Raw genomic sequence first — 23,987 nt, 5'->3', positions numbered from 1 at the left:
AAAAGTAATGACGTGACAAAATGTGACATAGATAAATGCGCAACAATCTCAATCTAAATAAACTAAATATACAATTTTATGTATATTTTAAGTAAAAAGAACTATATTTATTCGACTCCTCTCAATATCCATCCTATTTCAGCAGATTTATCTGTAAATATAACATGAATAAATACGTATATAAGCTTAAAGTACTGAGTAAAAAGATACAAATAATTATCTATATTATATCAATCGACCACTGTTTGAATAGGTATATTTTCATTTAATTAGATAAAAAACTAAATTTTTTCTATAAAAAGCGCAAAAAATGTAGAAAATAAATGCTGAATCTATCTTATAAATAACCCTACCTGTTTACTCAACATTATGCTAAAATGAAATTCGACTTGAGTTCAGTCACTACATATATATCAAAAGGGGTGTCAAAATGAACGTTTTGCTAGTTATTGTGAATATAGCTGTTCTGATCTTACTAATCGTTCTTCTCGGTTGGATGCAGAAAAAGCATATTTCATTTACAAAAAGAGTATTTGCCGGGTTAATCCTTGGTATTGCATACGGGGTAGTCTTGCAATGGATCTATACACCAGATTCAGAAGTGATCTCTGATTCGATGGAATGGTTCGATCTTGTGGGTAGCGGTTATGTTGGATTGTTACAAATGGTCGTTATTCCACTTATTATGGTATCTATCATTATGGCTATTCTTAATCTAAGTGGTAAGCAAAATTTAGGGAAGATCAGCGGTTCGATTATCGGTGTATTGTTATTCACTACTGCTATTGCTTCTGCGATCGGGATAACCGTAGCACTTGGATTCCATCTCACTGCTCTGGATATTCCAGCCGGTGAAGCAGAACAGCAACGTGGCGTTATATTGCAAGAACGTTTGGGTGATGTAGAAGATATGTCATTGCCTGCACAGTTGTTAGAATTTATTCCGACAAATCCATTTGCAGATATGACAGGCTCTCGTCGTTCTTCTACATTGGCAGTCGTTATTTTCTCAGCATTTGTTGGGGTAGCTGCTTTGGGCCTTATACGCAAAAATCCAAAACAAGGTGAAATGTTCCAAAGTATGATGGGAGCAATCTATGGTGTGGTTATGCGTATGGTGACTATTATTCTACGTCTGACTCCTTATGGTATTTTGGCGCTGATTGCTAAAATGGTTGCAACGACAAGTGGTCAAGAAATATTGAAATTAATTAACTTTGTACTGGCTTCTTATGTAGCTTTGATTGCTATGTTTGTTGTTCATCTTATTATTCTAGCTATCTCAGGTCTGAATCCAGTTCAATATGTCAAAAAAATTATTCCTACACTTACTTTTGCTTTTACTTCCCGTTCAAGTGCAGCTACGATTCCGATGAATGTAGAAACACAAACGAAGAAGTTAGGCGTACCTGAAGGTATTGCTAATTTATCAGCTAGTTTTGGAGCAACCATCGGACAAAATGGATGCGCAGGTATTTATCCTTCGATGTTAGCGATTATGATCGCACCGATGGCAGGTATCAATCCGTTAGATTGGCAGTTTATTTTGACATTAATTGCAGTCGTTACAATCAGTTCATTAGGTGTAGCTGGTGTAGGCGGTGGAGCTACCTTTGCAGCATTGATCGTATTGTCTACGATGAATCTGCCAGTTGCTCTAGCGGGTCTATTGATCTCTGTAGAACCATTGATCGATATGGGACGTACAGCGCTGAATGTTAGCGGATCTATGACATCTGGTGTGATTAGTAGCAAATGGTTAAAAGAACAGAATAAAGAGGTATACAATCAACCAGATCGTGATTTGGATACAGCAGAAGCATCTTAATTCGTAACTGGTTATCTATGTTAATGCACAAGTGTTCACAGAGTCATACTCAAAAAGTCTATTACTTATCGTTGTGGATAAGTAGTAGGCTTTTTGATTTTTATGTAAGTGACGAGGCTGATATAGCTACTATTATTTGCTATTAAAATAACGATCAATATCTATAATGACATATATTTTTTGGGAAAATTAGTTATAATAGTTGGCAGCTTGCTTGCTCGTGTGATAAAGTAAAACAGGTTTTCAGTGATTGATCCGCGGTTCGTAACCATCCCGCGTTATCAAAACTAGGGGGAAAAGTATGTTTAATATATGGTGGGGCATTTTATTTGTTATCGTCAATTATGCTTTGTTTACATTATGTTATCGGTTATTTGGAATCAAAGGAATGTATGCTTGGATCGGAGTAGCTACAGTACTAGCTAACGTTCAAGTGATCAAAACGATCGAATTATTTGGGGTGGTTACAACACTCGGTAATACGATGTATGTAAGTATGTATTTAGCAAGTGATCTGTTGAATGAGAAATTTGGACCGAAGGTAGCGCGAAAAGCGATTTGGTTTGGATTTTTCACTTTGATTATGACGACGATTATTATGCAAATGGTTTTAGAATTCCGTGCTTATGGTGTCGATGGCATGAGTGAAGCACAGTCTGCACTAATTACTATTTTTGGTCAGCTTCCTCGATTGATGGTAGCTAGTCTTTCAGCTTATCTAATCAGCCAATTTCTAGATGTACGTCTATATACATGGCTGCGTCAATTGTTCCCTGCGCCTCATCAATTATGGATACGTAATAACGGAAGTACGATGATCAGCTCGTTTGTCGATACACTGGTATTTTGTAGTATTGCATTTTTGGGTGTATACGACTGGCAAGTTTGGATCGAAATATTTTTAACAACTTATATTCTTAAATTCATACTAACCGCAGCGGGTACACCGTTTTTATACATTGCACGCGGGATGAAAGTAGCAGAAGAAGACAAGCCGTTAATGATCAGTTATCAAATAGCTAAAGAACAAGAAGCACAAGAAGTAACCAAGTAATCTTATCAACACGTAATCCTATAAAAAAGACACGCAGACCAGAAAAGATCAATCGATCTGGAGCGTGTCTTTTTTATATATTAGATACTTGTTGTATCACCTAATGTACCGCTATTAAATATACAAAAAATCAGAAATAGTAATAAAAATGGCGATAGTATAGACTAGCTCATAAATTAACCTAGAACAGTAAGCTCTTTAGGGAATGAGCTAAGTACTTCAACACCATCGGCAGTCACGATTACATCATCTTCGATTCGTACACCACCATGACCCGGAATATAGATACCCGGTTCGACAGTAAATAATACAGATTCTTGCAATAGATTCTCATTTTGTCCATGTACTGAAGGATATTCATGCGTATCCATACCAAGTCCATGACCTAGACGATGAACAAAGCGAGAGCCATATCCAGCTTCTGTAATTACATCACGAGCAGCTTTGTCGATAGAAGCAAAAGTTACGCCCGGCTTCGTCGCTTGAATAGCGGCTTCATTCGCGGCTAGCACCGTATGATAGACTTTATTCAGTTCAGCATCAATCTCACCAATTGCAAATGTACGTGTAATATCCGACGCATATCCATCTGCAAATAGACCAAGATCGAACATCAACAACTCATTCGCAGCAATTTTACGGGTACCTGGTACTCCATGAGGAAGAGCAGTATTAGGGCCGGATAGAACCATCGTATCAAAAGCAGGTTTTTCAGCACCTACTTTTTTCATCTGATATTCCAGTTCAGCGACTAATTCTATCTCTGTCACTCCAATACGTACACTGGATAGACCCCGACGTAGTACCTCTTCGATCAATTGGATAGAATGTTTCATCCGTTTCACTTCGTCTGGTGATTTGCGTGATCTCATAGCATTGAGCATGCTTCCGATATCTTGATATGAAGTTGCTTCAAGTACTTCTGACAGTTGTTCATATCGTGCAACTGATAAATTTTCTTTTTCAATACCTAGATTGCCAATACTGCCTTTGACACATTGCTTCAAGCGTACATAAGGATTGTCTGTATCCGTATGCGTCTCTATGCGTGGAACACTAGAAGCGCTCCGTGCTTTTTCTTCATCAAGTGCAGGTAATAGTAAAAAGGCTTCGTCTCCATCTGGAATAAAAAGCCCTAAAAAGCGTTCATGTGGATCACTGGCGAATCCAGTGAGATAGTATACGTGTTTGGGATCGGTAATCAGTAAGCTGTCCAATCCATTTGTTTGCATATGTCCACGAATTTTGGCGATTCTGTCGTCCATGTGTATAGTCCCCTTATCGTTTATAGAATGCATTGCCACATGATATCTATTTTAACGCGGAATAGCGGTTAGGACAAATAAAGACAAGATCGAGTATATCTGAAATCCAATATATTCTTCTAATCTGATACCTAGTATAGATAAAAAAACCTTCTCTTATAGAAGAGAAGGCTTGTCAGAAAGCAAAATTATTTTTTGAGCATTGCTCACATCAAGGATATGCATATGATATTTAAGATAAAGAGCATGCCTATCAATGATATTGCGATAACTCTGCATCTATTTCTTTCATTTGTTCTAAATGACGTTGTTCATGCAGTCCAATAAATTCAGTCCATTGCTGTAAAGTAAGCGGGCAAAATATAGGATGATCCATTGTACGATTCGCTAACATGTTTGGATCTATACTTTCGATCAATTCGACAAAAAGTTCGCGTGAACGTGCAAGTCTTGTCTGTAATTCAATCAAAGTACAATGTTTATCCGCCGGTACGAGTGCAGCAGGTGCAGGTGTATGACGAGTGCGATCTAGAGTCAAATGAAATGGAATCGACGGCATAGAAGAAGGAGCCGGATTTTCTTCATCCACTTTCATTCGCAATCGAGCAGTGATTGCCGTTTCCATCAGGTATAAATGTTCTAGCACCTGTGCAATTGTCCATTTATCAGGCTGGCTATGTTCATTCATCACATTTTCATTTAATGAATTAGAGAAATTCCAGATGTCTTGTCTTACTTTAATAGTGTTGGGATGAATCATATTCATGACCTCCTTGGCTGTTAACCTATAAGTATATTTAAACATACTTGGTACTTTACAATCCAATCTGGTCAAATCATAGGTTTACGTTAACACATAGGAATTGTATGATAAAAGACGAACATCTGTTACCAGTAAATCACTGAAGCGTGCGCCGTCTACATAAAAAAAGGTTAATACTACATAAGCGAGCCATTGAGCGAAAGGGGAAAGATATTGGATGAGTATGCATGAAGATGATCATAACGAGCAATATGAACAAGCTGATGAGGATTTTGGATTTTTTAATATATACGCTGCACAATTGCTATATCGTACCCAACCCATAATAGATCGAGAAACACTGTATGCCAAAGTACAAGCATATACAGGCCCTCTTCATACGATTGTAGATGATGAAGGAATAGAACAAGAATCAATGGCTGTATGGGAAGCTAATCCGACAGATGACCCTGATGCAGAAGTTGATCCCGAAGATTACTATCATTTTTTCCATCTCAATCATATCGTCAATTATGAAGATGGAGACTTGCCCGTACAAACGGTGTTTATGCCTTCGGAAACGCCAATGCAAATAGAAGCATACACGACTGCTTTACAGCAATCATGGCACTGGCAAGAAGCTTCAGCAGTGGTAGAGCAATGCCAATATGAATGGATGCTAACAGATATGATGGCGCGTGGATTACCTCATCAACAACGTTTACAGCTTTTTAACCAAGTGTTACGTGCTATACTTGAAGTTGCTCCATGTGATGCGATTTACTGGCGTGGCAGTGACAAAATGATTCAACCGGAAGCTTTTTTAGCTGCTCTACAAAAAGAACAAGATCTATACGGAGCACTAAATATTCGATTGTACAATATTCAATCAGAACAACAACGTCAAGAAATGGTGATGGATAGTTGTGGATTAGCTGCACTTGGTGTACCGGATGTGCAGTGCCACTTTTACGATATGAATCCGAATGAAGTAGCCGGTTTTTTAATGGATATTGCGCATTATCTATATGAACAAGGTGATATTATCACCGATGGAGAAACCATTGGACAAGATGAAGAACAGCGCTGGACCTGTGAACATCAATTTTCATTGATTGCCCCTCGTAGAGTAGTGATTGATCTTAATCCGGGTAATCTTTACTATGCAGGAGTACAGGAATCCAGTCGTTCCCAAAGTCAGGAGTAGATCAAGGTTATGGAATATTACCGTTTGAGCTATGAAGAGAATGATGAGAATTATTATTTTGAGATTAATGAAGAACAGACGGTATTACGTGAAGTGATTGAAGATGAAGAACGTTGGATCATATCCAGTCAACGGGATGAAGAATTACATTTTTGTCTATATGACCAACAGTTTGATCAAGATATGAATCAAGCGATTCGGGAAGATATTTCAGCGGAAGAATTTGAAAAAGTATGGCAAGAAGCGCTGAAGCCTTATATGAAAGATTGGGAAAAAACGATGCAGACATTTAAGGTAGGCGATCATGTCAAAGGAATCGTGGAAGTCATTTACCCTCAAGGCATTATTTTGAGTCTGCCTAATGATGCCTTAGGTGTTATCAATGTAGGGGATTGTGTGAAAGGTATTCCCGCAGAAAGCTTATATCCAGGTCATTTGTTAAAAGCAGTCGTTGCTGGATTTGATCAGGTGAATCTATGGATCAAATTAGAACAAGGTACGATTGTGTAGGGATGAAATTCAAGGAGGTTGCTCATGGATAAGCAATCGATAGAAACGTTGAAAATAAAATTAAATCAAGGAGCATTATTGCCTGCTTCTTTGCTTAAAGAGCTAGATAGTGAATCCTATCTGGCGTATCGAGATCGTGCTGATTTTGATACCGAGTGGATCGGGGCTTATCAGAAATTACAGCGAGATAGTCTTACTGAAGCAGAGCAAGCTCAGATTACCGAATGGAGCCGATTAGCTTTTACGCAAGTGATACAAGATAGTGGAGATTCGGATCTAGCGGCTTATGTGAGCGATGATATAGATATGATTTTTACGGCATTTATATTAGAAGTGGAAGATCACTTTATCAATAGATTGATCGAAGATTATAGTGCAGAACGATTACCTGTATAATTGGAAATGAAATCTACTATCCATAGAATGGTATGCGAAATCGAATATAAAAATACGCCGAGATCTATTTGATCACACGGCGTATCATTTGATTCAAAACTTCGGATAACACAAGACCAAGAGCAATAGAACCGGAGATCATGGCAGCTTGTGCTGCTAATTCCATCGCTACAGAATAATTATTTTCAACAAATTTGCGCATTGCATTGTAAGCGAGTCCCCCGGGAACAAGTGGAATAATGCCTGCCACACTAAAAATAATCACCGGTGTTTTGTATATACGAGCAAAAATCTGACTAACCCCACCGACAATAACGGTTGCAATCAACGAAGCAGAAACAGGAGTCAATGTTTCATACAGCAATATATAGACCATCCAGCCTAACATTCCTGAAATACCACATTGTAATAATGAAGCTCGGGGAGCATTGAAAATAATACCAAACCCTGCCGAAGCAATAAAGCTGGTAATTAATTGCGCCAGCATAATGCGTATAACCTTCTCTCATTCTAAATTCAATAGATAAATGTTAAAACAATCGCTACGCCTGATCCGGTCGCAAAAGCGGTTAACAGCGCATCGGCTCCCTTGGAAATACCGGATACCAGATGACCTGCCATTAGATCACGAATCGCATTAGTAATCAGTAGACCGGGGACAAGCGGCATAATAGAACCGATAATAATTTTATCCAATTGATCGCCCCAGCCCAAATTAATAAATATAGCGGCTAATAATCCGATTAGAAATGCCGCAGACAATTCAGCGAAAAACTTAACTTGTACCCAGCGATGTAAATACAGTGAAGCTGCATAACCTACACCACCTGCTACAATAGCAGGTAAAAAGTCGCCCCAACTTCCTTGAAACATAATACTAAAACATCCACTGGCTATCGCTGCTGCAACAATTCGCAAACGAACACTATATTCACTTGGAGCAGCTTCAATCACTTTTAATAACTCATAGGCTTCATTTACATTCAGCTCTCCGCTACTGATACGGCGTGACACCAGATTCACTTGAGCGATTTTGTGCAAATCGGTTGTGCGTTCAGCAATACGTATCAATTTAGCAGGATCTGTTCCATTGGTAGAAAACATAATCACTGTAGGAGTTACATAACTATGTGATCCGGGAATACCGAGCGTCTCTGCAATACGAATCATCGTATCTTCTACCCGATAGGTCTCCGCACCACTTTGTAACATAATTTTACCAGCGAGCAGGCAAGTATCCATAATTTCAAAAATCGCCCGACTCACCGTTGATGGTTGATCCAAAGAAATTCTCCGTTCTAGCGCTTTGCAAAAAGCGCGATGTATGAAATAAAAAAATGATTTTTGCAAAGCAAAATATCTTAATGCTTTAGCGCTTTGCAAAAAGCGCGATGTATGAAATAAAAAAATGATTTTTGCAAAGCAAAAAAGCTGAAACCGTTTCTTGTTACAGCATCGTATCATATTATGCTTGATTCTACGCTATCATTCAATGGTAAATGTGAGGTTTATGCGAGTAATGCAGATATTATGCTGAATATCCAAAAATTTTAAGTGAAAATTCAAAACTTTTTGAACATAACATGTACCGTATTCTGTAAATAGGAGTATAATGGAAAATAATCTACATCTGATTGGAGGAAAAGAAGATGGGCGAGGTTCTTAAAGAAAGTAAGGTGCTGGAAGAAGTTTTTAAAGACGGATTTGCCTTAGAACAAGTTAAATTATGGAGAGGCCAGAGACGTAATCTTGCTTTTTATACCAAGTCTATCGGGGAACTGCGTGTGATAACCGGCAAAATTGTAGCCGATGATCCATACAGCTTGATCGAATCGACACCTTTTGTACAGACTTTCCCTACAGGTTCTTTTCCAATAGAATTATCGATTGCTCGTATTACCGATCCCACAGATCGGCATAAAGATCATGTAGATGAACGAATAGCTTTTGCACGCATTACTTTTAGTCAAGCTCCTGTAGCTAGATGGGTAGGTGCAGAGCGTGAAGTTCAGCCAGATGCTAGTTTGTATCAGATGGATGAACATGAGCGTTGGGGGTATGCAGTCGATTCGGGTACAGGTAGTTTTCTGGATGCCGAAGCTTATGCATGGCTTTCATTTCAACAAGAACAAGAAAATCCTGAAGTGGCTCAAGAATTAATGGAAGCATGGGAATTAGCAGCAGAAGAATCCTATCTTCATACACGAAGCTGGCTGGTACAAGAACTCGATAACGGACATAATATTGCACTGTTTTCGAGCGGATTTGGTAACGGTATATACCACAGTTATATCGGTTATGATGCAGATGGTCATTGTGTACAATTGTTAACTGATTTTAATGTATATCCTGATTGATTGATAATTTCCAGCCGGGTGAAGTGATTCATCCGGCTATACGTGTGTAATAAATAACATGTGTACTAAGCAAAATTATCACTCTAACCAAAGGATGTGAATAAGATGAGTAATTTAGATCGTGCTATTATTCTAGCAACCCGGGCACATTCAGGACAAACAGACAAATCCGGCTTACCTTATATTTTGCATCCACTGCGTGTGATGTTAAAAATGACAACTGAAGAAGAACGAATTATCGCTGTGTTGCATGATGTATTGGAAGATACCGATGTAACCGCTCATGATTTATCGGCTGAAGGATTTTCTAATGAAATTGTAGAAGCTGTACAAGCATTAAGTCGTAGTGAAGATGAAGATTATCATGAATTTGTAAAACGTGCTAAAAAAAATTCTTTAGCTCGTCCAGTCAAAATTGCCGATATTGAAGATAATATGGACCCGTCACGTATTTTGAGCTCAACAGAAAAAGATATGGAACGTATCAGTAAATATGGTAAAGCGCTGGATGAATTAATGACCGAGGAGAATCCGACCCATTGAATCCACAACAAATAGGTATCTTTTTTGACGTTGATGACACGTTATACGATCATTTGCAACCGCTCTTTGAAGCATTGCAAACAGTGATTCCAGAGCAACAGGAGTCCTTATCGTATGGCGATGTATATCAACGTTTTCGTTATTATAGTGAAGTGTTAGTATCACCTCAGAATCCTCATGCTCTTTCGTTAGAAGAAATGCGTTACCAGCGCTTCATTTTGACTTTGAAGGAATTTGAGATTGAGATTAATGAAGACCAAGCCAAGCAGATGCAGGCAATATACTTGGGATGCCAGTATGATATTCGTCCGTATGATGGGGTAGTAGAATTGATTCATGAATTGAAGGATCAAGGATATACAGTTGGACTATTAACCAACGGCCCTGCTGAACATCAATGGAAAAAGATTTGCGCATTGCATATGGATCAAGTATTTGCGCGTGATCGTATATTTATTTCAGGAGAGATTGGTTTGGAAAAGCCTGATCCTGCTATCTTTGCTTATGTCAATCGTCAGACAGACACTTCGCCGGAATATAGTTACTTTATCGGCGACTCATGGCGTAATGATGTAGTAGGTGCAGTCAGTGCTCACTGGCATATGATCTGGTTCAATGCCCGGCATGCCATTCGCGAATCGGATCATATGCCAGATACAGAAGCTGTCAATTATACAGAGATTCGTACCCAGTTACTAGCGATGATCGACACACAATTATCTTAATATCATATGGTTACAATTGAGGATAAAAAAATATAAAGAAAAAGCAAAGACATAGCTATTGTCTTTGCTTTTTTTTAATTTTAATCATATTCGCAATATAGTCTATTCAAAAAAACATATAAAATCCCGATACAAATACAATATATTAATAAGTTAAGTATTTTAAATCTTTGCGTAATATTCATTAGGGAGAAGGCGAATCATTAAATATGAAAAATACAGACAAAGAAAATTCTACTGTCAAAAAGGTTATGCAAATCGCAGGTACTTCTATTTTAGCCACCGGGTTAGTCGCAGCACCCACAGTGACTGGAGCACAAAGTCTCTCATCGCCTTCTACTACTTCGAGCTCATATCAGACACCTTCAGACCAACCTACCGTATACAATGGCAATTCGATGCTTTATTTTGAGCAACATTTCTTTGGCAACTCTTCTTCTTTAACACATGGAGAAAGTGGTGCGGCTCCAATCGCGAAAAGTTTAAGCTTTATAATGAAAAAATCAACAGTATTTAGCAGTCAGTTACAAGCTACAGATGAAGAAACTAACGACAATCTCACCTATCATTTACTGACTCAACCTCAGCAAGGTAAAGTCGTGTTAACCAATACATCTACAGGTACATTTGAATATTCTGGAATAGTTGCAGGAACATATACTTTTACGTACAACGTTACTGATCCGCAAAACAATGAATCAGAAGTCGCTACGGTTACCATTGAAGTGAAAAAAGACAAAGAGGACAAAGATCCTTCATCCAATGAAACCACGACCCCAGCACCTTCTACAACTACGCCTACAACGCCTACAGTAGCACAACCGGTGACTATTGATGCAGTACATTCAACGAAAGACACCAATGGCACAGCAACAGGCAGTAACAGTGATCGTACTAAAGGCGCTGCGACGTTATCGAAGTCAGATGATAATAGTGCTGTACTGGATCTGATCTATGACCGTATTCATGAAGCTACACAAGCAGCCGCGCCGAAAGAAACGATTACGATTGCTGCTACTGCGGTTACAGGCAAGCAACAGTACCAAATCAATTTTGCAAGTAATGTCGTGCAATCATTAGTAGCGAAGCAAAATGGATTAGCGATTCAAACAGGAGATGTGCGCATTTATGTTCCTGCATCTGCTTTTACCAATGTTAATCGCAGTATGAATCTAAGTAATAATACGACAGCAAATTGGACGATTAAAGCTGAAAAAGTATCACCTGCTTCATTCAATAACTGGTCAGGCAATCCGATAACGACAGCAGGCGGAACGTATCAAGTCAGTGTCCAAATTGATAATGACGGCACAGTCAATACACTCAATAATTACAATAATCGATATGTCCAATTAAGTGTAGCCGCTCCTGAGAATGCAGCCAGTGATGATCAGTATATCGCATTATCTACTGATTCAGATGGAAGTACACATGTTGTTCCTGTAGTATTTGATAATCAGGGTCAAGCCAGTATTCACAGTCTGGAAAATGGGACATTTACGATTGTTAAAGTCAATCCTTCCACCAATGTAACCAATGCTTCGCCAGAGTTAAAAAAATTAGTAGATAAACAAATTATTCCGGTTAGCAATCAAGCTACTGTTGCAAATGATGGATTGTTAACACGCGGACAATTGGCTTCGTATCTGGTCAATGCGCTTGGTATCAATGTAAACAGTGCACCACCTTCTACATTTACCGATATCGACCCATCTTCATCAGAAGCCAAAGCGATTCAAGCGTTGTATCATGCCGGTGTATTACGCGGAATATCAGCTACCCAATTTGCTCCTAACCGTACGATTAGCAAAGAGCAATTGGCTGTTATTTTGACACGTGCAGCTTCTGCTTATGGATTGGATCAAAGCAGTACCGCTAGCACTACGACGAATACTGATAATAATTCATCCAGCCAATGGGCAAAAGCAGAACTCGATCAAGCGATCTCATCAGGCAATAATACAGGTGTAGAATCTGCTAAAGGTTCAGCGTTAACAGCGTCTCCAACTACTACTCAGTCTGAAGGAGCTACAATGTTAGTGAAATGGCTACAAGATTCAGGGCTTCTTAACTAATCATCATAACCGCATAAAAAGCACACAAAAACCGGAATATTTACTGCTTATCGATAACAGCAGTATATTCCGGTTTTATTGTTGTAGCAGAGGTTGTACATCTAGCTAGATAACCTGCTTTATATAGGGATAGCGTATTGTCCTTATACTAAGATAAAGGCTTATGCAAAGAGATTGCATAAGGAACTGCATATTTAGCAGCTTCAAAAGCATGAAACGAATTACCGATTCGATTAAAATTCGCTTCAAATATCCAAATATTGCGTTGTTTATCGACACCTAGATCAATGGCTACTTCAGGAAAGTTACGTCCAAGACGTTTCTCAAGATGAGTGGCTGTCTCAATCGCTAATTGACGAACACGACGATCCATTTGTTGACCTGGAGCTTCACCATACTCCATATTTAGAAACCAATCCCATTTGGTAGACAGACGTAACGTTTGCGCATGATTAGTTACTTTACGATACGTCGATACCGCGACAAAAGGTTGCACAAAAGCGACTTTCCATTGCCCTTCACCAACTTTCATCACATGGGTACGTAGATGAAAAGGGTGACCTTCTGTCGTAGAACTATCTACGAATTGTTGAAAAATATAACCTTTACCTAATGACATCCGTACAAAATGATCCAGTTGCGTAGCATCTAGATAATGCAGATACGATTGATCATACACTTCATAATCTAATTCCCGATGCTTAATATTGAATATATTTTGTCCATGTGAGCCGGTATCCGGTTTGAGAACAGTATTTTCATACCGCTCCATAAATTCAATCACTTGATCTGATTGTTGCATATCATGAAAAGGAATCACTGACGCTGATACCATCTCAGAAGCATCTGCAAGCAGACGGTATACATGAACTTTACTCATAGAACCGCTTTTCAATTCATGAGTAGCTGGAATCGAAGCAAGCGCATCATACATCCGAGAATAGGCAGCAATACCTCTTTTTTTCAATCGATCAAATACAACATCAGGATAACGACAAGCATACGGAACAAAGCGACCTTGCTCCCAAACATACCCTAACAATCGCTGTTGCCTAAAAAAGATATCATCTGCATAAATGCGTACTAATCTTGCGCCATTTACAGCAGCGACAGCAGCACAAGCCTCAATAAAATTCTCATCACTATCGTTACTATTATGTTCTGCTAACAGCCCGATTATGATCTGATCATCAGGTAGCACAGGCAATTGCTCCAATATATGATCACGTTGATCTAAATAATGAGCATAGCCGATAGTCTGCACAGCACGTTCATATTCATGATCACGCGTCTGCGGAGCTGTATTGGCTTCATAGAACCATAGCTTTTCTTCATGATCAATCGCTAGATCAATCCCTAATTCATCCAAAGGATAATCATACATCGCATCAATATACTCTGCTAATTGCAATCCGATCTCAGGCAAAGTATCGATCCAATAGGTTGCTGTCTGTGGAAATTGTTCTTGTAACCATGATGTCCACAACGCTGTTGTACCACCTTGAGCGTAATTACTTACGACGGTATGAGCTTGTCCGATCCGCGGATAGATTCTTGTTATCTGAAAAACACCTTTATCATTACGCTGTACATGAATACGAAAATCGAATGGACGATGATCTGCGGTCTGACAATGAATATACGGTTGCACCAGATAATCTTCATGTTCAATCAGCGACATCAGTGACTTTTCTAATCCAGCAGGTGTCAAGATCTGTTCTGTAGTCGCAGTCTGCCATAGAAATTCTTCTTGTCCAGTTATGCGGATACTGACAATCCCTTGACCTTGCCGTCCACGATCTGGCTTAACGATTACATGACGATAATGTGATAAGTACTCTTGCAGACTGTGTATATTACGACATTGCTGTGTAGGAATCACCAGTTGAGCCAGAGATTCCGATTGACTCAAATATTGTTGCATACGCAATTTGCCATGAATCGGATGGGAGGTGAACGTGACCATCCGATTTAACTTTTGTTCTACCGAAGATCGCTCTTTAGGTAACTTGCCCATTTCGTTAATCACGATATCTGGTAAAGGAAGTGTCTGGATGATCCATTGACCTCTATGATCAGGATTTGGAACCGAAGCAGTAACCTGTTTGTTTTTGAGATCAAGCCCTTGTTCATCGAAAAAAAGAATCTGTACTTGAAGCTCTATTGCCGCATCGACCATTGCTTCTATGCGTGCAGAAGGAAGTAACTGCAAAGGATGACTAGCATGATATATACCAATACTCAAAGGTAATAGACACTCCTTTTATGCAGAATAGCGTAAGCGCTTATGTTGTTGACAGTTCACGATTCATTAGAATCAGCAGGGAAGACCAGACCTAATTGACGGCGGGCTTCATCCATAATTTCAAAAGTGATTAGCGAATGTTCCCATGAATTGATTGACGATTGTGGTCTGCCTTCGATAATTAGATTCAAAAATTCACGAATCTCATAATACATTGGTGGTTCGGATTGACTCACATTGATCTCTTCTTCATATCCTCCGCGATACGTAATCGTAATCTGTTGCGGTTCACTGATTTTGTCTATACGCACACTACCTAACTCGCCTTGAATTTCAGAAGGAAGAGAAGAGTCTGTAATTTTGGAGTACATCACAACAGCATCCATTTCATCGTAAGACAAAATAATACTGCCTTCTCCATCGACACCGGATTCTAACATTACACCTGTTGCTTTCACTTCATTCGGACGACCGAACATCACTGCAAGCGGATACAGACAATAAACCCCGAGATCCATCAAAGCTCCATTAGAGAATTCAGGTTTAAACGCATTTTGGATATTGCCTTCTTTGTAAGCATCATAACGAGAAGAATATTGTCCGTAATTAGCAAAATAACGACGTACTTGTCCGATCCGATACAAATTATCATGAATGGCAATATGATTCGGCATCATCGTTGATTTCATCGCTTCCATCAAAGTAACGTTGTTTTTCTTGGCGGCTTCGATCATAGCTTGAACTTCTGTGACGTTAGAAGCAAGTGGCTTTTCACATAGTACATGCTTACCATGATTCATACATAGAATCGCTTGCTCGGCATGAAAAGAGTTAGGGCTAGCAATATAGACAGCGTCTACTTGTCCGCTTTCTAACATTTCTGCAATATCGGTAAAAGTATGTGGAATATTATGTTTGCCACCAAATTGTTCTGCACGTTCAAGCGTGCGTGAGTACAGTGAAGTAATCTGCAAATCATCATTACGTTGGGCAGCATCAATAAATCGCTCTGTTATAAAATTAGTGCCTATAATACCAAACCGGATCATGGAATCGTCCTCTCTATTCGTCATATATGGGTACCCCGAAATATGTACGGATACATGTATTCAATATACAATATTATACCCGAGTCACCCTTGATATGACAAAGCAAGTTTGTAAAAGAAAAGAGATTGATTGTGAAGGTAATATAGAGGTTCTTTATCTGAACGTTCTAAATGCTACAAACTTCTATCCAGTTTTAACCAAAAATATAAAAAGTCATATTGATTGTCTGTACAAAGCTTGATAAAGTTTCTACATAACTAAGTAAACAGGTAGGAATTATTAAAATTAAACCGAAAATCAAAACGATGGGGTGTTGAGATTGAGAGACAATCAAAAGGGAAGCTACAAATTATGGTCTGTATTAAGTACATTTTTGGTTTTGGTGATGGTGCTTACAGCATGTGGTGGAAGCAGTAGTGCTACTAACAACGGTTCAGGAAGTACTGGTTCTAATAAAGATGCTGTTGAACTATTGAATGTATCTTATGATCCAACCCGAGAATTGTATGAAGAGTACAATACCGCTTTTCAAAAATACTGGAAAGATAAATCCGGTCAAGATGTAACTATCAAACAATCTCATGGCGGTTCAGGTAAGCAAGCACGTTCTGTAATTGATGGTCTCAAAGCCGATGTTGTTACTTTAGCACTTGGTTATGATATTGATGCAATCGCAGATAAAGGATTACTTGCTGAAGATTGGCAGTCCAAATTTGAACATAACAGTTCTCCGTATACATCCACAATTGTATTTCTTGTACGCAAAGGAAACCCCAAAAATATAAAAGACTGGAATGATCTGATCAAAGACGATGTACAGGTCATTACACCGAATCCCAAAACATCAGGTGGAGCACGCTGGAATTATCTTGCCGCTTATGGTTATGCACTACAACAAAATAACAATGACGAAGAAAAAGCCAAAGCGTATTTAGCAGAATTGTTCAAGCATGTCCCTGTTCTCGATACTGGAGCTAGAGGAGCAACAACAACTTTTGTAGAAAAAGGACTAGGCGATGTATTGTTAGCATGGGAAAATGAAGCGTTTCTGTCGATCAATGAGTTAGGGCCTGATCAATTTGAAATTGTGTATCCATCGATCAGTATTCTAGCTGAACCACCGGTTGCAGTCGTAGATAAAGTAGCCGAGCAACATGGCACACAGGATGTTGCCAAAGCCTATCTAGAGTATCTCTATTCAGATGAAGGGCAAGAAATAGCAGCCAAAAATTACTACCGTCCGATCAACAAAACAATTGCTGCTAAATACAAAGATACGTTTAAAGAAATGAAGTTGTTAACGATAGATAAAGATTTCGGAGGATGGAGAGAAGCACAACAGAAACATTTCAGTGATGGCGGATTATTCGATCAGATTTATACACCGGGTTCTTAATGAGTACCCAACCTGTTCATACGACCAAGCTACGTCCATCCAAAGCACGTAATATTTTGCCAGGATTCGGATTGTCGATGGGGTTCACGATTGCTTATCTAAGTCTAATTGTATTGATTCCGCTAGCTAGTATTTTTATCAAAACGACTGAACTCAGTTGGGCTCAGTTCTGGCATACGATTCTTGATCCACGAGTATTAGCATCTTATCGGATTAGCTTTGGCACTGCTTTTTGCGCGGCGGCAGTCAATTTAGTATTTGGTTTGCTATTATCATGGGTGCTCGTCCGTTATCGTTTTCCTGGTAAAAAAGTGATCGATAGTTTAATTGATCTTCCTTTTGCTTTACCAACAGCAGTAGCTGGAATTGCATTAACCACTATCTATGCACCTAATGGCTGGATAGGTCAGCTATTTACTCCGCTCGGTTGGAAGATTGCATATACTCCACTTGGTATAACGATCGCGCTGATCTTTATCGGTATTCCTTTTGTGGTTCGTACGGTTCAGCCGGTATTACAAGATTTGAATCAAGAAACAGAAGAAGCCGCTGTGATGTTAGGTGCTTATCGCTGGCGTACTTTTTATCAAGTGATATTACCGCAATTAATGCCTGCTTTGTTAACAGGGTTTGCACTGGCATTTGCTCGTGGAATAGGAGAATACGGATCGGTTGTATTTATTTCCGGTAATATGCCACTCAAAACAGAGATTGCTCCATTGCTGATTATGACCAAGTTAGAACAGTATGATTATGCAGGAGCTACAGCGATTGCACTGGTAATGTTGATTATTTCGTTTTTATTGTTATTGTTAATCAATTTTATGCAATGGCGCTTAAATCGTCGCACGATTGAAGGCGGATAAATTGCCAAGAAAGGAGATCAATCTATGGCAGGCGCTGTTACTGCACATCTTTCGGAAGCATCTTCTGATCGTCCCCGTCATATCAATGAATCAGGTGTGGTGCGCTGGGTATTGATCAGTATTGCACTATTATTTCTAGGATTGATTGTGGTGTTGCCGCTGGTCTGTATTTTTATCGAAGCGTTCAAAAAAGGCTGGAGTGTATACGAAGCTTCTATTACAGATTCAGATGCTTTATCAGCGCTACGTTTAACATTGGTAGTCGCTTTGATTGCTGTACCTCTGAATACTATTTTTGGTATAGCGGCGGCATGGGCAATTAGCAAATTTCGTTTTCGTGGTAAAAATGCACTGATCACTTTAATTGATTTGCCTTTTGCTGTATCGCCTGTCATTGCAGGGTTAGTCTATATTTTGTTATTTGGTGCTCAAGGGTATCTGGGTCCCTGGTTAGATGAGCATAATATTCAGATTGTATTTGCTTTGCCGGGGATTGTACTAGCGACTGTATTTGTTACTGTTCCTTTTGTCGCGCGTGAATTGATTCCACTTATGCAAGCACAAGGCGTACAGGAAGAAGAAGCCGCCGCAAGTCTTGGAGCGAAAGGCTGGCAAATCTTCTGGCGGGTGACTGTGCCTAATATCAAATGGGGATTACTGTATGGCATTATTTTGTGTAATGCACGCGCTATGGGCGAATTTGGAGCTGTATCGGTAGTATCCGGTCATATTCGTGGCGAAACGAATACATTACCACTGCATATCGAAATTTTGTACAATGAATATCAATTTTCCGCTTCATTTGCAGCATCATCGTTGTTGGTATTTCTAGCGGTATTAACGTTAATAACCAAAGCTTTTTTGGAATGGCAAATGAATCGTCGCCAAACAGGGTAAAATACATCATAAGATGATTTTATCAGGAGGGCGTACAGGTGAATAAAGAAGTCAACACAGTATCTTGGGATCAATCTTTGCGTGAAGTGATGAAGCAGTTAGGAGAAGCAGAGCCGACACCGGGTGGAGGGAGCGTATCTGCGATTGTAGCCGCGCTTGGTGCGGCGATGACTTCAATGACCGCTCACTTTTCTCAGGGCGAAGAATATGAAGAAGTACAGGTTGAAGTGAATCAAGCGTTACAAGATATGGACAAGATCAGAAGTGCTTGTGAGCACTTGATGAATAAAGATATGGAATCATTTGGACAATATATTGAAGCTTTACGGCTTCCACATCGCACAGACAAAGAGAAGCAAGAACGTAAGCAGACGCTACAGACGATGAAAATCCAATCGATTGATATTCCACTACAATTAATGGAGTGTTGTCTGTATGGTCTATATAGCGCTTCACCACTGATTGAAATATGCAATCGAACTGTTTTGTCGGATATCGGAATCAGTATCATTTTGTTTGAAGCTTCGGCGCAATCTTTACTGCTAACAGTACAGATCAATCTGGTGACTCTTCAAGATGAAGAGCAGCACCGCTATGATCAACAGCGTGCAGATACTTTGATGAACAAAGTGACTACGTTAAAACAAAAATGCTTAACACAAGTTCGACAACGTATCGCTACTGATCATGCATAGAAGTCAGAATCATTGTACAACAAAAAAAGCTCCAAACCATTCACGATCGAGCATAGTGAAAAGGTTTGGAGCTTTTTTTGTTAAAGATTATCGTAGTTATTACCAAAGGCAAAATTAAGACTGTAGTCCTGATAGTATGATAGTTCTTGCCATGCATCAGGAAATTCGCAACTACCTACATACAAAATCTGCTGATCTCGAATCAACCATTCTAATCCGTGTTCTACTTCCCAATCACAATTGAGCTCTATACGAATAATCGTCTCTGTTCGTTCTGGATCAATCTCTATCGTCAGATCTACAGGTTCGATATACTGCAAAATCTCTTCCGGTTGTTGAATAGAAGGGCACTCTTGATCACCGACATAATCGCAAAAGCTTTTACAATAATCCCATGAGAATTGAAATAACTTAGCAAGAATATCCTTATCTAAATGATTGAATGCTTGCACGACTTTTTCTACAGCTTGCGTAGAAATTGCTAGATCGCGAACATAGACGTTCATATCCTGACCGAAGATAGGAGCATAAAATTGTGCGTCCCAATCTTCTTGATGTCGCTGAATATTTTTTAAAATAGTTTCACTCATAGCGACCGATCGGTATTCATATTTTTGGCGTAATAGATTTCGTCCATTTCCATTTTGAGACGTTGCGTAATTTGATCTTGATCTTCTTCGGTCAATGTTTCTTTGGTGTAGCCAAATAGATAATTATCCAGATCGAATTTTTTTAATTTACATTTGGTATGGAAAATATTTTCTTGATATACGTTCACATCAATCATATCGTAGGTATCTTTGATTTCAGAAGGAATATAATTCTGAATTGAGCTGATATCATGATCGATAAATAGTTTATGTCCCTGAATATCACGAGTAAATCCACGTACCCGATAATCCATTGTCATAATATCCGTATCGAAAGAGTGAATAAGGAAGTTGAGTGCTTTAAGTGGTGAAATCTCGCCACAAGTAGACACATCAACATCCGCACGAAACGTACTGATACCTTCATCAGGATGGTATTCAGGATACGTATGCACGGTAATATGACTTTTATCCAGATGCATCAACACATGCTCTGGCAATGGACCAGGCGATTCTTCAAAAGAAGCATTAGGTGCTGTCTCTACCGGACCTTCAGAGATCAACATCGTTACACTTGCACCTTGTGGAATATAATCTTGCTTCGCCACATTCAGCACATGAGCTCCAATAATATCACATACATTCGTTAAGATTTTACCTAGACGATCTGCATTGTATTGTTCATCAATATAAGCAAGATACGCTTCACGCTCTTCTTTTGTGCGTGTATAGCAAATATCGTACATATTGAAACTCAAAGATTTTGTTAAGTTGTTAAAATTATGAAGCTGAATACGCTGTTGTGGTGTCAATCCCATCTGTATTCCCCCTATTGTTGTCGATATCGATATCCATGGTGTGGTGCCTCTATACATAGTATGGATCGGACAGTTGTATATTTAAAGTGCCGAGCACTTAGTAATAGCAAATACTATTCATATACCCCATTGACTTATTCAAAAACATTCAGTTAATAAGCTGTGCGTATTAGCATGATAAAATGCCGAATCGAATGCTGAATATGGTCGTTACATACGATTCAATGTTAACAGATGCATTGCTTAATATCCATAGCTATAAATGTAAAATATCAACTTGTACGTAAAGGCTTTTTTTAAAATAGAATATATTTAATTTCATGAAATTTTATATTGGACAAAAAAATTTTGCGCTATCTATTAAGTTAATAAACTATAGTGACGATAAGTAATAAGAACTATAAAAAGTCGAAAAAAGGCGGTTATTGTCGTGGGGGATAAATTGTTGTACCCATTTACGTTTGTGATCTCTAAACTCAAATATGCACAGAAATTTATATTAATTAGTGTATTATGTGCGTTGCCTTTAGTCTTATTAACCAGTATTTGGTTTGAAGATCAACAAGATAAAATTCAAATGTCATCTTCAGAACGAAAAGGAATTGTTAATATTGATAGTATTTTCCCTCTTATTTTATTGATGCAGAATCATCGTGCTTTTTATGGTAACTATGTATCAGGAGATACCAATGCTCAATCGCAATTGATTCAGACGGAAAAAGATATTAGCGCAGAAATAAAAAAAATCGATCCTATTATCGAATCGCAACAGCTACCTGGATCAATTAAAATCTGGGAAGGTATTCAAACAGATTGGGATACATTACAAAAAGAACAATCTTCATTAAATGCAGAAGATAGTTTTACTCGCCATAGTGTACTGATTAAAGAAATGATGAATTTTATTACAAAAAGTTCGAATGAATCCGGCTTATCTCTAGATAGCGATATTGATTCCACTTCACTAGCTGGTATTTTTACCAAGCAATTGGCTCAAACATCAGATATGGTAGCACAGATGCGCGGAAGAGGAACAGCACTGCTAATTAGCAAACAAAATAATCATGATACAGTTGTCAAAATCACAGAAAATACAGGTGAAATGAAATTAACGATTGAAGATATTACCAATTCTTTAAACACAGCTTATGAAAATAACCCGGAGCTCAAACAGCTATTTGCTGAAAAAGGAAATGAAAATATCGATCAAATGAATAAGTTTGTAGATATAGTAACCAATCAAATTATTAATGATGAAAGCTTAACAGGTTCTGCAGAAGATTATTTTGCGGCAGGTACAACGACGATTCAATCATTACAACAGTTTTCTGAATCTATTTCTAATGAATTAGATGTTCTGATTGCTAATCGTGTACAAGAATTAACGTATATGCGCAATCTGATTTTGGGCATTATCTTATTTATACTTTTACTTGTGGCACTATTTTATATCACCTTTTATCGTAATGTATTGCAATCGGTCAGAAGCTTACAAGATGGTGCAGATGCTATGGCACAAGGCGATCTGTCGCAAACGATTGTACTGCATACTCGGGACGAACTGAAACAAGTTGGAGATGCTTTTAACCAAACGATGATTGCTCTAAATGAGTTGTTACATCGTAATCAACAAGTATCTGATCAATCTGCAAAAGCTTCTGCTCACTTGAAAATCGTGTCGACCGAATCTACATTAGCAATGGGGCAAATTGCAGATGCTATTCAAAGCGTGTCTGAAGGAAATAAAGGACAGAAGAAATCAATGAATGAGACTGCTAACGCTGTAAACGAAATGTCGATTGGCATTACACGGATTGCAGAAGCGGCATCAGGGGTAGCAGAATCTTCGATTCAGGCAACTGAACTGGTCTATGTAGGAGATCAAAAATTGGTTACTGCTGTAGCACAAATGGAAAGTATTCGTCAGTCAGTGGATGGCTCAGGTCACAAAGTCCGTACCTTATCTGAACATTCTAATGAAATTGGACAGATTGTTAGTGTGATTATGGGAATTGCTTCGCAGACCCAATTACTATCATTAAATGCAAATATCGAAGCCGCGCGTGCAGGTGAACATGGTCGAGGATTTAGTGTAGTAGCTGAAGAAGTAGGTAAGTTAGCAGAACAAACGAAGTCTTCAGTAGAACTGATTTCTAATCTAGTTCGTGATATTACCGAACTGGTATCACAAACAGTTGCTTCTATTGAACTGACAGATCAAGAAACGATGCAAGGTATTCAAGCTGTTCAACAAGCACATCAGACGTTAAAAGATATTTTGGCATCAACTCAAGTGGTAAGTGCTCAGATTCAAGAAGTTTCTGCTACTTCTGAAGAAATATCAGCAGGCATGGAACAAGTGACCGCCTCTATAATTGAAGTTGCTGATGTATCTGCCAAAACATCAGGTGAAGCAGAGACGATGGCTGCGGCAACAGAGCAACAACTCGCTTCTATGGAAGAGATTAATACTTCCGCAGAATCATTAAGTGATATGTCTGCACAACTGCAAGAGGATCTCAGTAAGTTCAAGTTGCGCAATTAATATAAATATCATTTCTCAAATAAGCTCATCTGCTCTGTATTTTCAGAGCGGGTGATTTTGTTTTGACATTATAGATTGAGCTTGTAGTTACATTTTTGGCTTTTGAGATCATGATTACTTTCGCGGTAAGCTTCAAAACGTATATCTAAACATAATAATAGAAAACCATTTTTGTTTTTTCTA

General features: G+C 38.7%; 22 protein-coding genes. 14 read left to right on the top strand and 8 right to left on the bottom strand.

The window, feature by feature from the left end; genetic code table 11:
• Nucleotides 1-430 precede the first annotated feature (430 nt).
• Complete coding sequence (locus ACFSGI_RS15785; protein WP_204825173.1) at nucleotides 431-1,828, top strand: L-cystine transporter; 1,398 nt, start codon at nucleotides 431-433, stop codon at nucleotides 1,826-1,828.
• A 301-nt stretch (nucleotides 1,829-2,129) separates the two neighbouring features.
• Entirely contained in the window at nucleotides 2,130-2,882 is a 753-nt protein-coding gene (locus ACFSGI_RS15780; RefSeq protein ID WP_204825172.1) for a queuosine precursor transporter, read from the top strand.
• 176 nt (nucleotides 2,883-3,058) lie between these two features.
• On the opposite strand, the gene ACFSGI_RS15775 is transcribed toward ACFSGI_RS15780, so the two are convergent.
• Complete coding sequence (locus ACFSGI_RS15775; protein ID WP_204825171.1) at nucleotides 3,059-4,147, bottom strand: M24 family metallopeptidase; 1,089 nt, start codon at nucleotides 4,145-4,147, stop codon at nucleotides 3,059-3,061.
• Between the two features lie 253 nt (nucleotides 4,148-4,400).
• Nucleotides 4,401-4,907, bottom strand: coding sequence for a DinB family protein (locus ACFSGI_RS15770; RefSeq protein ID WP_204825170.1), 507 nt, complete (start codon nucleotides 4,905-4,907; stop codon nucleotides 4,401-4,403).
• Nucleotides 4,908-5,127: 220 nt separating this feature from the next.
• Here ACFSGI_RS15770 and ACFSGI_RS15765 point away from each other — a divergent pair, with 220 nt between their 5' ends.
• The 3 genes from ACFSGI_RS15765 to ACFSGI_RS15755 are packed head-to-tail and all read left to right on the top strand — an operon-like array spanning nucleotide 5,128 to nucleotide 7,002.
• Complete coding sequence (locus ACFSGI_RS15765) at nucleotides 5,128-6,096, top strand: DUF4261 domain-containing protein (protein ID WP_204825169.1); 969 nt, start codon at nucleotides 5,128-5,130, stop codon at nucleotides 6,094-6,096.
• Nucleotides 6,097-6,105: 9 nt separating this feature from the next.
• Nucleotides 6,106-6,606, top strand: coding sequence for a hypothetical protein (locus ACFSGI_RS15760; protein ID WP_204825168.1), 501 nt, complete (start codon nucleotides 6,106-6,108; stop codon nucleotides 6,604-6,606).
• Between the two features lie 24 nt (nucleotides 6,607-6,630).
• On the top strand, nucleotides 6,631-7,002 hold the full coding sequence (locus ACFSGI_RS15755; RefSeq protein ID WP_204825167.1) for a hypothetical protein: 372 nt from the start codon (nucleotides 6,631-6,633) through the stop codon (nucleotides 7,000-7,002).
• A 64-nt stretch (nucleotides 7,003-7,066) separates the two neighbouring features.
• Here ACFSGI_RS15755 and ACFSGI_RS15750 read toward each other — a convergent pair whose 3' ends face one another.
• A complete protein-coding gene (locus tag ACFSGI_RS15750) occupies nucleotides 7,067-7,489 on the bottom strand; it encodes a threonine/serine exporter family protein (RefSeq protein ID WP_204825166.1) in 423 nt (140 codons plus the stop codon).
• Between the two features lie 29 nt (nucleotides 7,490-7,518).
• A complete protein-coding gene (locus tag ACFSGI_RS15745) occupies nucleotides 7,519-8,244 on the bottom strand; it encodes a threonine/serine exporter family protein (RefSeq protein WP_204825683.1) in 726 nt (241 codons plus the stop codon).
• A gap of 407 nt (nucleotides 8,245-8,651) precedes the next feature.
• Here ACFSGI_RS15745 and ACFSGI_RS15740 point away from each other — a divergent pair, with 407 nt between their 5' ends.
• The 4 genes from ACFSGI_RS15740 (at nucleotide 8,652) to ACFSGI_RS15725 (ending at nucleotide 12,702) form a co-directional block, all read left to right on the top strand.
• Nucleotides 8,652-9,359, top strand: coding sequence for a DUF4241 domain-containing protein (locus ACFSGI_RS15740; RefSeq protein WP_204825165.1), 708 nt, complete (start codon nucleotides 8,652-8,654; stop codon nucleotides 9,357-9,359).
• Between the two features lie 105 nt (nucleotides 9,360-9,464).
• On the top strand, nucleotides 9,465-9,902 hold the full coding sequence (locus ACFSGI_RS15735) for an HD domain-containing protein (protein ID WP_204825164.1): 438 nt from the start codon (nucleotides 9,465-9,467) through the stop codon (nucleotides 9,900-9,902).
• Nucleotides 9,899-10,627, top strand: a complete 729-nt coding sequence (locus ACFSGI_RS15730) for an HAD family hydrolase (protein WP_204825163.1) — start codon at nucleotides 9,899-9,901, stop codon at nucleotides 10,625-10,627. The genes ACFSGI_RS15735 and ACFSGI_RS15730 overlap by 4 nt, the downstream gene beginning before the upstream one ends.
• 209 nt (nucleotides 10,628-10,836) lie before the next feature.
• The gene (locus tag ACFSGI_RS15725) at nucleotides 10,837-12,702 is read left to right on the top strand and encodes an S-layer homology domain-containing protein (RefSeq protein WP_204825162.1); all 1,866 of its coding nucleotides are present in this window, start codon (nucleotides 10,837-10,839) and stop codon (nucleotides 12,700-12,702) included.
• Between the two features lie 148 nt (nucleotides 12,703-12,850).
• Here the strand turns inward: ACFSGI_RS15725 and ACFSGI_RS15720 are convergent, their stop codons facing one another.
• Both ACFSGI_RS15720 and ACFSGI_RS15715 read right to left on the bottom strand, forming a co-directional pair.
• Nucleotides 12,851-14,947 carry a YheC/YheD family protein gene (locus ACFSGI_RS15720; protein WP_204825161.1) on the bottom strand — a complete coding sequence of 699 codons (2,097 nt, stop codon included), beginning with the start codon at nucleotides 14,945-14,947 and terminating at the stop codon, nucleotides 12,851-12,853.
• A 56-nt stretch (nucleotides 14,948-15,003) separates the two neighbouring features.
• Nucleotides 15,004-15,996 carry a Gfo/Idh/MocA family protein gene (locus tag ACFSGI_RS15715; RefSeq protein ID WP_204825682.1) on the bottom strand — a complete coding sequence of 331 codons (993 nt, stop codon included), beginning with the start codon at nucleotides 15,994-15,996 and terminating at the stop codon, nucleotides 15,004-15,006.
• 386 nt (nucleotides 15,997-16,382) lie between these two features.
• Between ACFSGI_RS15715 and ACFSGI_RS15710 the strand changes: the two genes are divergently transcribed.
• Genes ACFSGI_RS15710 through ACFSGI_RS15695 form a run of 4 tightly spaced genes read left to right on the top strand, consistent with a single transcriptional unit; the run spans nucleotide 16,383 to nucleotide 19,851 of the window.
• Nucleotides 16,383-17,393: a sulfate ABC transporter substrate-binding protein gene (locus ACFSGI_RS15710; protein WP_204825681.1), complete on the top strand. Its 1,011-nt coding sequence runs from the start codon at nucleotides 16,383-16,385 to the stop codon at nucleotides 17,391-17,393.
• Nucleotides 17,393-18,259, top strand: coding sequence for a sulfate ABC transporter permease subunit CysT (gene cysT, locus ACFSGI_RS15705; protein ID WP_204825160.1), 867 nt, complete (start codon nucleotides 17,393-17,395; stop codon nucleotides 18,257-18,259). The genes ACFSGI_RS15710 and cysT overlap by 1 nt, the downstream gene beginning before the upstream one ends.
• Nucleotides 18,260-18,283: 24 nt before the next feature.
• Nucleotides 18,284-19,156: a sulfate ABC transporter permease subunit CysW gene (gene cysW, locus ACFSGI_RS15700; RefSeq protein WP_204825159.1), complete on the top strand. Its 873-nt coding sequence runs from the start codon at nucleotides 18,284-18,286 to the stop codon at nucleotides 19,154-19,156.
• 38 nt (nucleotides 19,157-19,194) lie between these two features.
• On the top strand, nucleotides 19,195-19,851 hold the full coding sequence (locus ACFSGI_RS15695; RefSeq protein WP_204825158.1) for a cyclodeaminase/cyclohydrolase family protein: 657 nt from the start codon (nucleotides 19,195-19,197) through the stop codon (nucleotides 19,849-19,851).
• An 80-nt stretch (nucleotides 19,852-19,931) separates the two neighbouring features.
• Here the strand turns inward: ACFSGI_RS15695 and ACFSGI_RS15690 are convergent, their stop codons facing one another.
• Nucleotides 19,932-20,441 carry a DUF6985 domain-containing protein gene (locus ACFSGI_RS15690; RefSeq protein WP_204825157.1) on the bottom strand — a complete coding sequence of 170 codons (510 nt, stop codon included), beginning with the start codon at nucleotides 20,439-20,441 and terminating at the stop codon, nucleotides 19,932-19,934.
• Nucleotides 20,438-21,259: an adenosylmethionine decarboxylase gene (gene speD / locus ACFSGI_RS15685; protein WP_204825156.1), complete on the bottom strand. Its 822-nt coding sequence runs from the start codon at nucleotides 21,257-21,259 to the stop codon at nucleotides 20,438-20,440. Before speD ends, ACFSGI_RS15690 begins: the two co-directional genes overlap by 4 nt.
• Nucleotides 21,260-21,689: 430 nt before the next feature.
• Between speD and ACFSGI_RS15680 the strand changes: the two genes are divergently transcribed.
• Nucleotides 21,690-23,804, top strand: a complete 2,115-nt coding sequence (locus tag ACFSGI_RS15680) for a methyl-accepting chemotaxis protein (RefSeq protein WP_204825155.1) — start codon at nucleotides 21,690-21,692, stop codon at nucleotides 23,802-23,804.
• The last annotated feature ends 183 nt before the right edge of the window (nucleotides 23,805-23,987 follow it).

Origin of the sequence: Paenibacillus nicotianae, assembly GCF_042681745.1 — a bacterium.
Lineage (GTDB): Bacteria > Bacillota > Bacilli > Paenibacillales > Paenibacillaceae > Saccharibacillus > Saccharibacillus nicotianae.
This window is presented reverse-complemented; position numbering and strand designations above follow the sequence as displayed.

Coding starts and splice junctions, on each gene's coding strand:
- ACFSGI_RS15770 (WP_204825170.1), bottom strand. CDS start 4,907: ATGATTCATCCCAACACTATTAAAGTAAGACAAGACATCTGGAATTTC.
- cysW (WP_204825159.1), top strand. CDS start 18,284: ATGGCAGGCGCTGTTACTGCACATCTTTCGGAAGCATCTTCTGATCGT.
- ACFSGI_RS15755 (WP_204825167.1), top strand. CDS start 6,631: ATGGATAAGCAATCGATAGAAACGTTGAAAATAAAATTAAATCAAGGA.
- ACFSGI_RS15750 (WP_204825166.1), bottom strand. CDS start 7,489: ATGCTGGCGCAATTAATTACCAGCTTTATTGCTTCGGCAGGGTTTGGT.
- ACFSGI_RS15760 (WP_204825168.1), top strand. CDS start 6,106: ATGGAATATTACCGTTTGAGCTATGAAGAGAATGATGAGAATTATTAT.
- ACFSGI_RS15715 (WP_204825682.1), bottom strand. CDS start 15,996: ATGATCCGGTTTGGTATTATAGGCACTAATTTTATAACAGAGCGATTT.
- ACFSGI_RS15735 (WP_204825164.1), top strand. CDS start 9,465: ATGAGTAATTTAGATCGTGCTATTATTCTAGCAACCCGGGCACATTCA.
- ACFSGI_RS15780 (WP_204825172.1), top strand. CDS start 2,130: ATGTTTAATATATGGTGGGGCATTTTATTTGTTATCGTCAATTATGCT.
- ACFSGI_RS15775 (WP_204825171.1), bottom strand. CDS start 4,147: ATGGACGACAGAATCGCCAAAATTCGTGGACATATGCAAACAAATGGA.
- ACFSGI_RS15710 (WP_204825681.1), top strand. CDS start 16,383: ATGGTGCTTACAGCATGTGGTGGAAGCAGTAGTGCTACTAACAACGGT.
- cysT (WP_204825160.1), top strand. CDS start 17,393: ATGAGTACCCAACCTGTTCATACGACCAAGCTACGTCCATCCAAAGCA.
- ACFSGI_RS15725 (WP_204825162.1), top strand. CDS start 10,837: ATGAAAAATACAGACAAAGAAAATTCTACTGTCAAAAAGGTTATGCAA.
- ACFSGI_RS15765 (WP_204825169.1), top strand. CDS start 5,128: ATGAGTATGCATGAAGATGATCATAACGAGCAATATGAACAAGCTGAT.
- ACFSGI_RS15740 (WP_204825165.1), top strand. CDS start 8,652: ATGGGCGAGGTTCTTAAAGAAAGTAAGGTGCTGGAAGAAGTTTTTAAA.
- ACFSGI_RS15785 (WP_204825173.1), top strand. CDS start 431: ATGAACGTTTTGCTAGTTATTGTGAATATAGCTGTTCTGATCTTACTA.
- ACFSGI_RS15745 (WP_204825683.1), bottom strand. CDS start 8,244: ATGGATACTTGCCTGCTCGCTGGTAAAATTATGTTACAAAGTGGTGCG.
- ACFSGI_RS15690 (WP_204825157.1), bottom strand. CDS start 20,441: ATGAGTGAAACTATTTTAAAAAATATTCAGCGACATCAAGAAGATTGG.
- speD (WP_204825156.1), bottom strand. CDS start 21,259: ATGGGATTGACACCACAACAGCGTATTCAGCTTCATAATTTTAACAAC.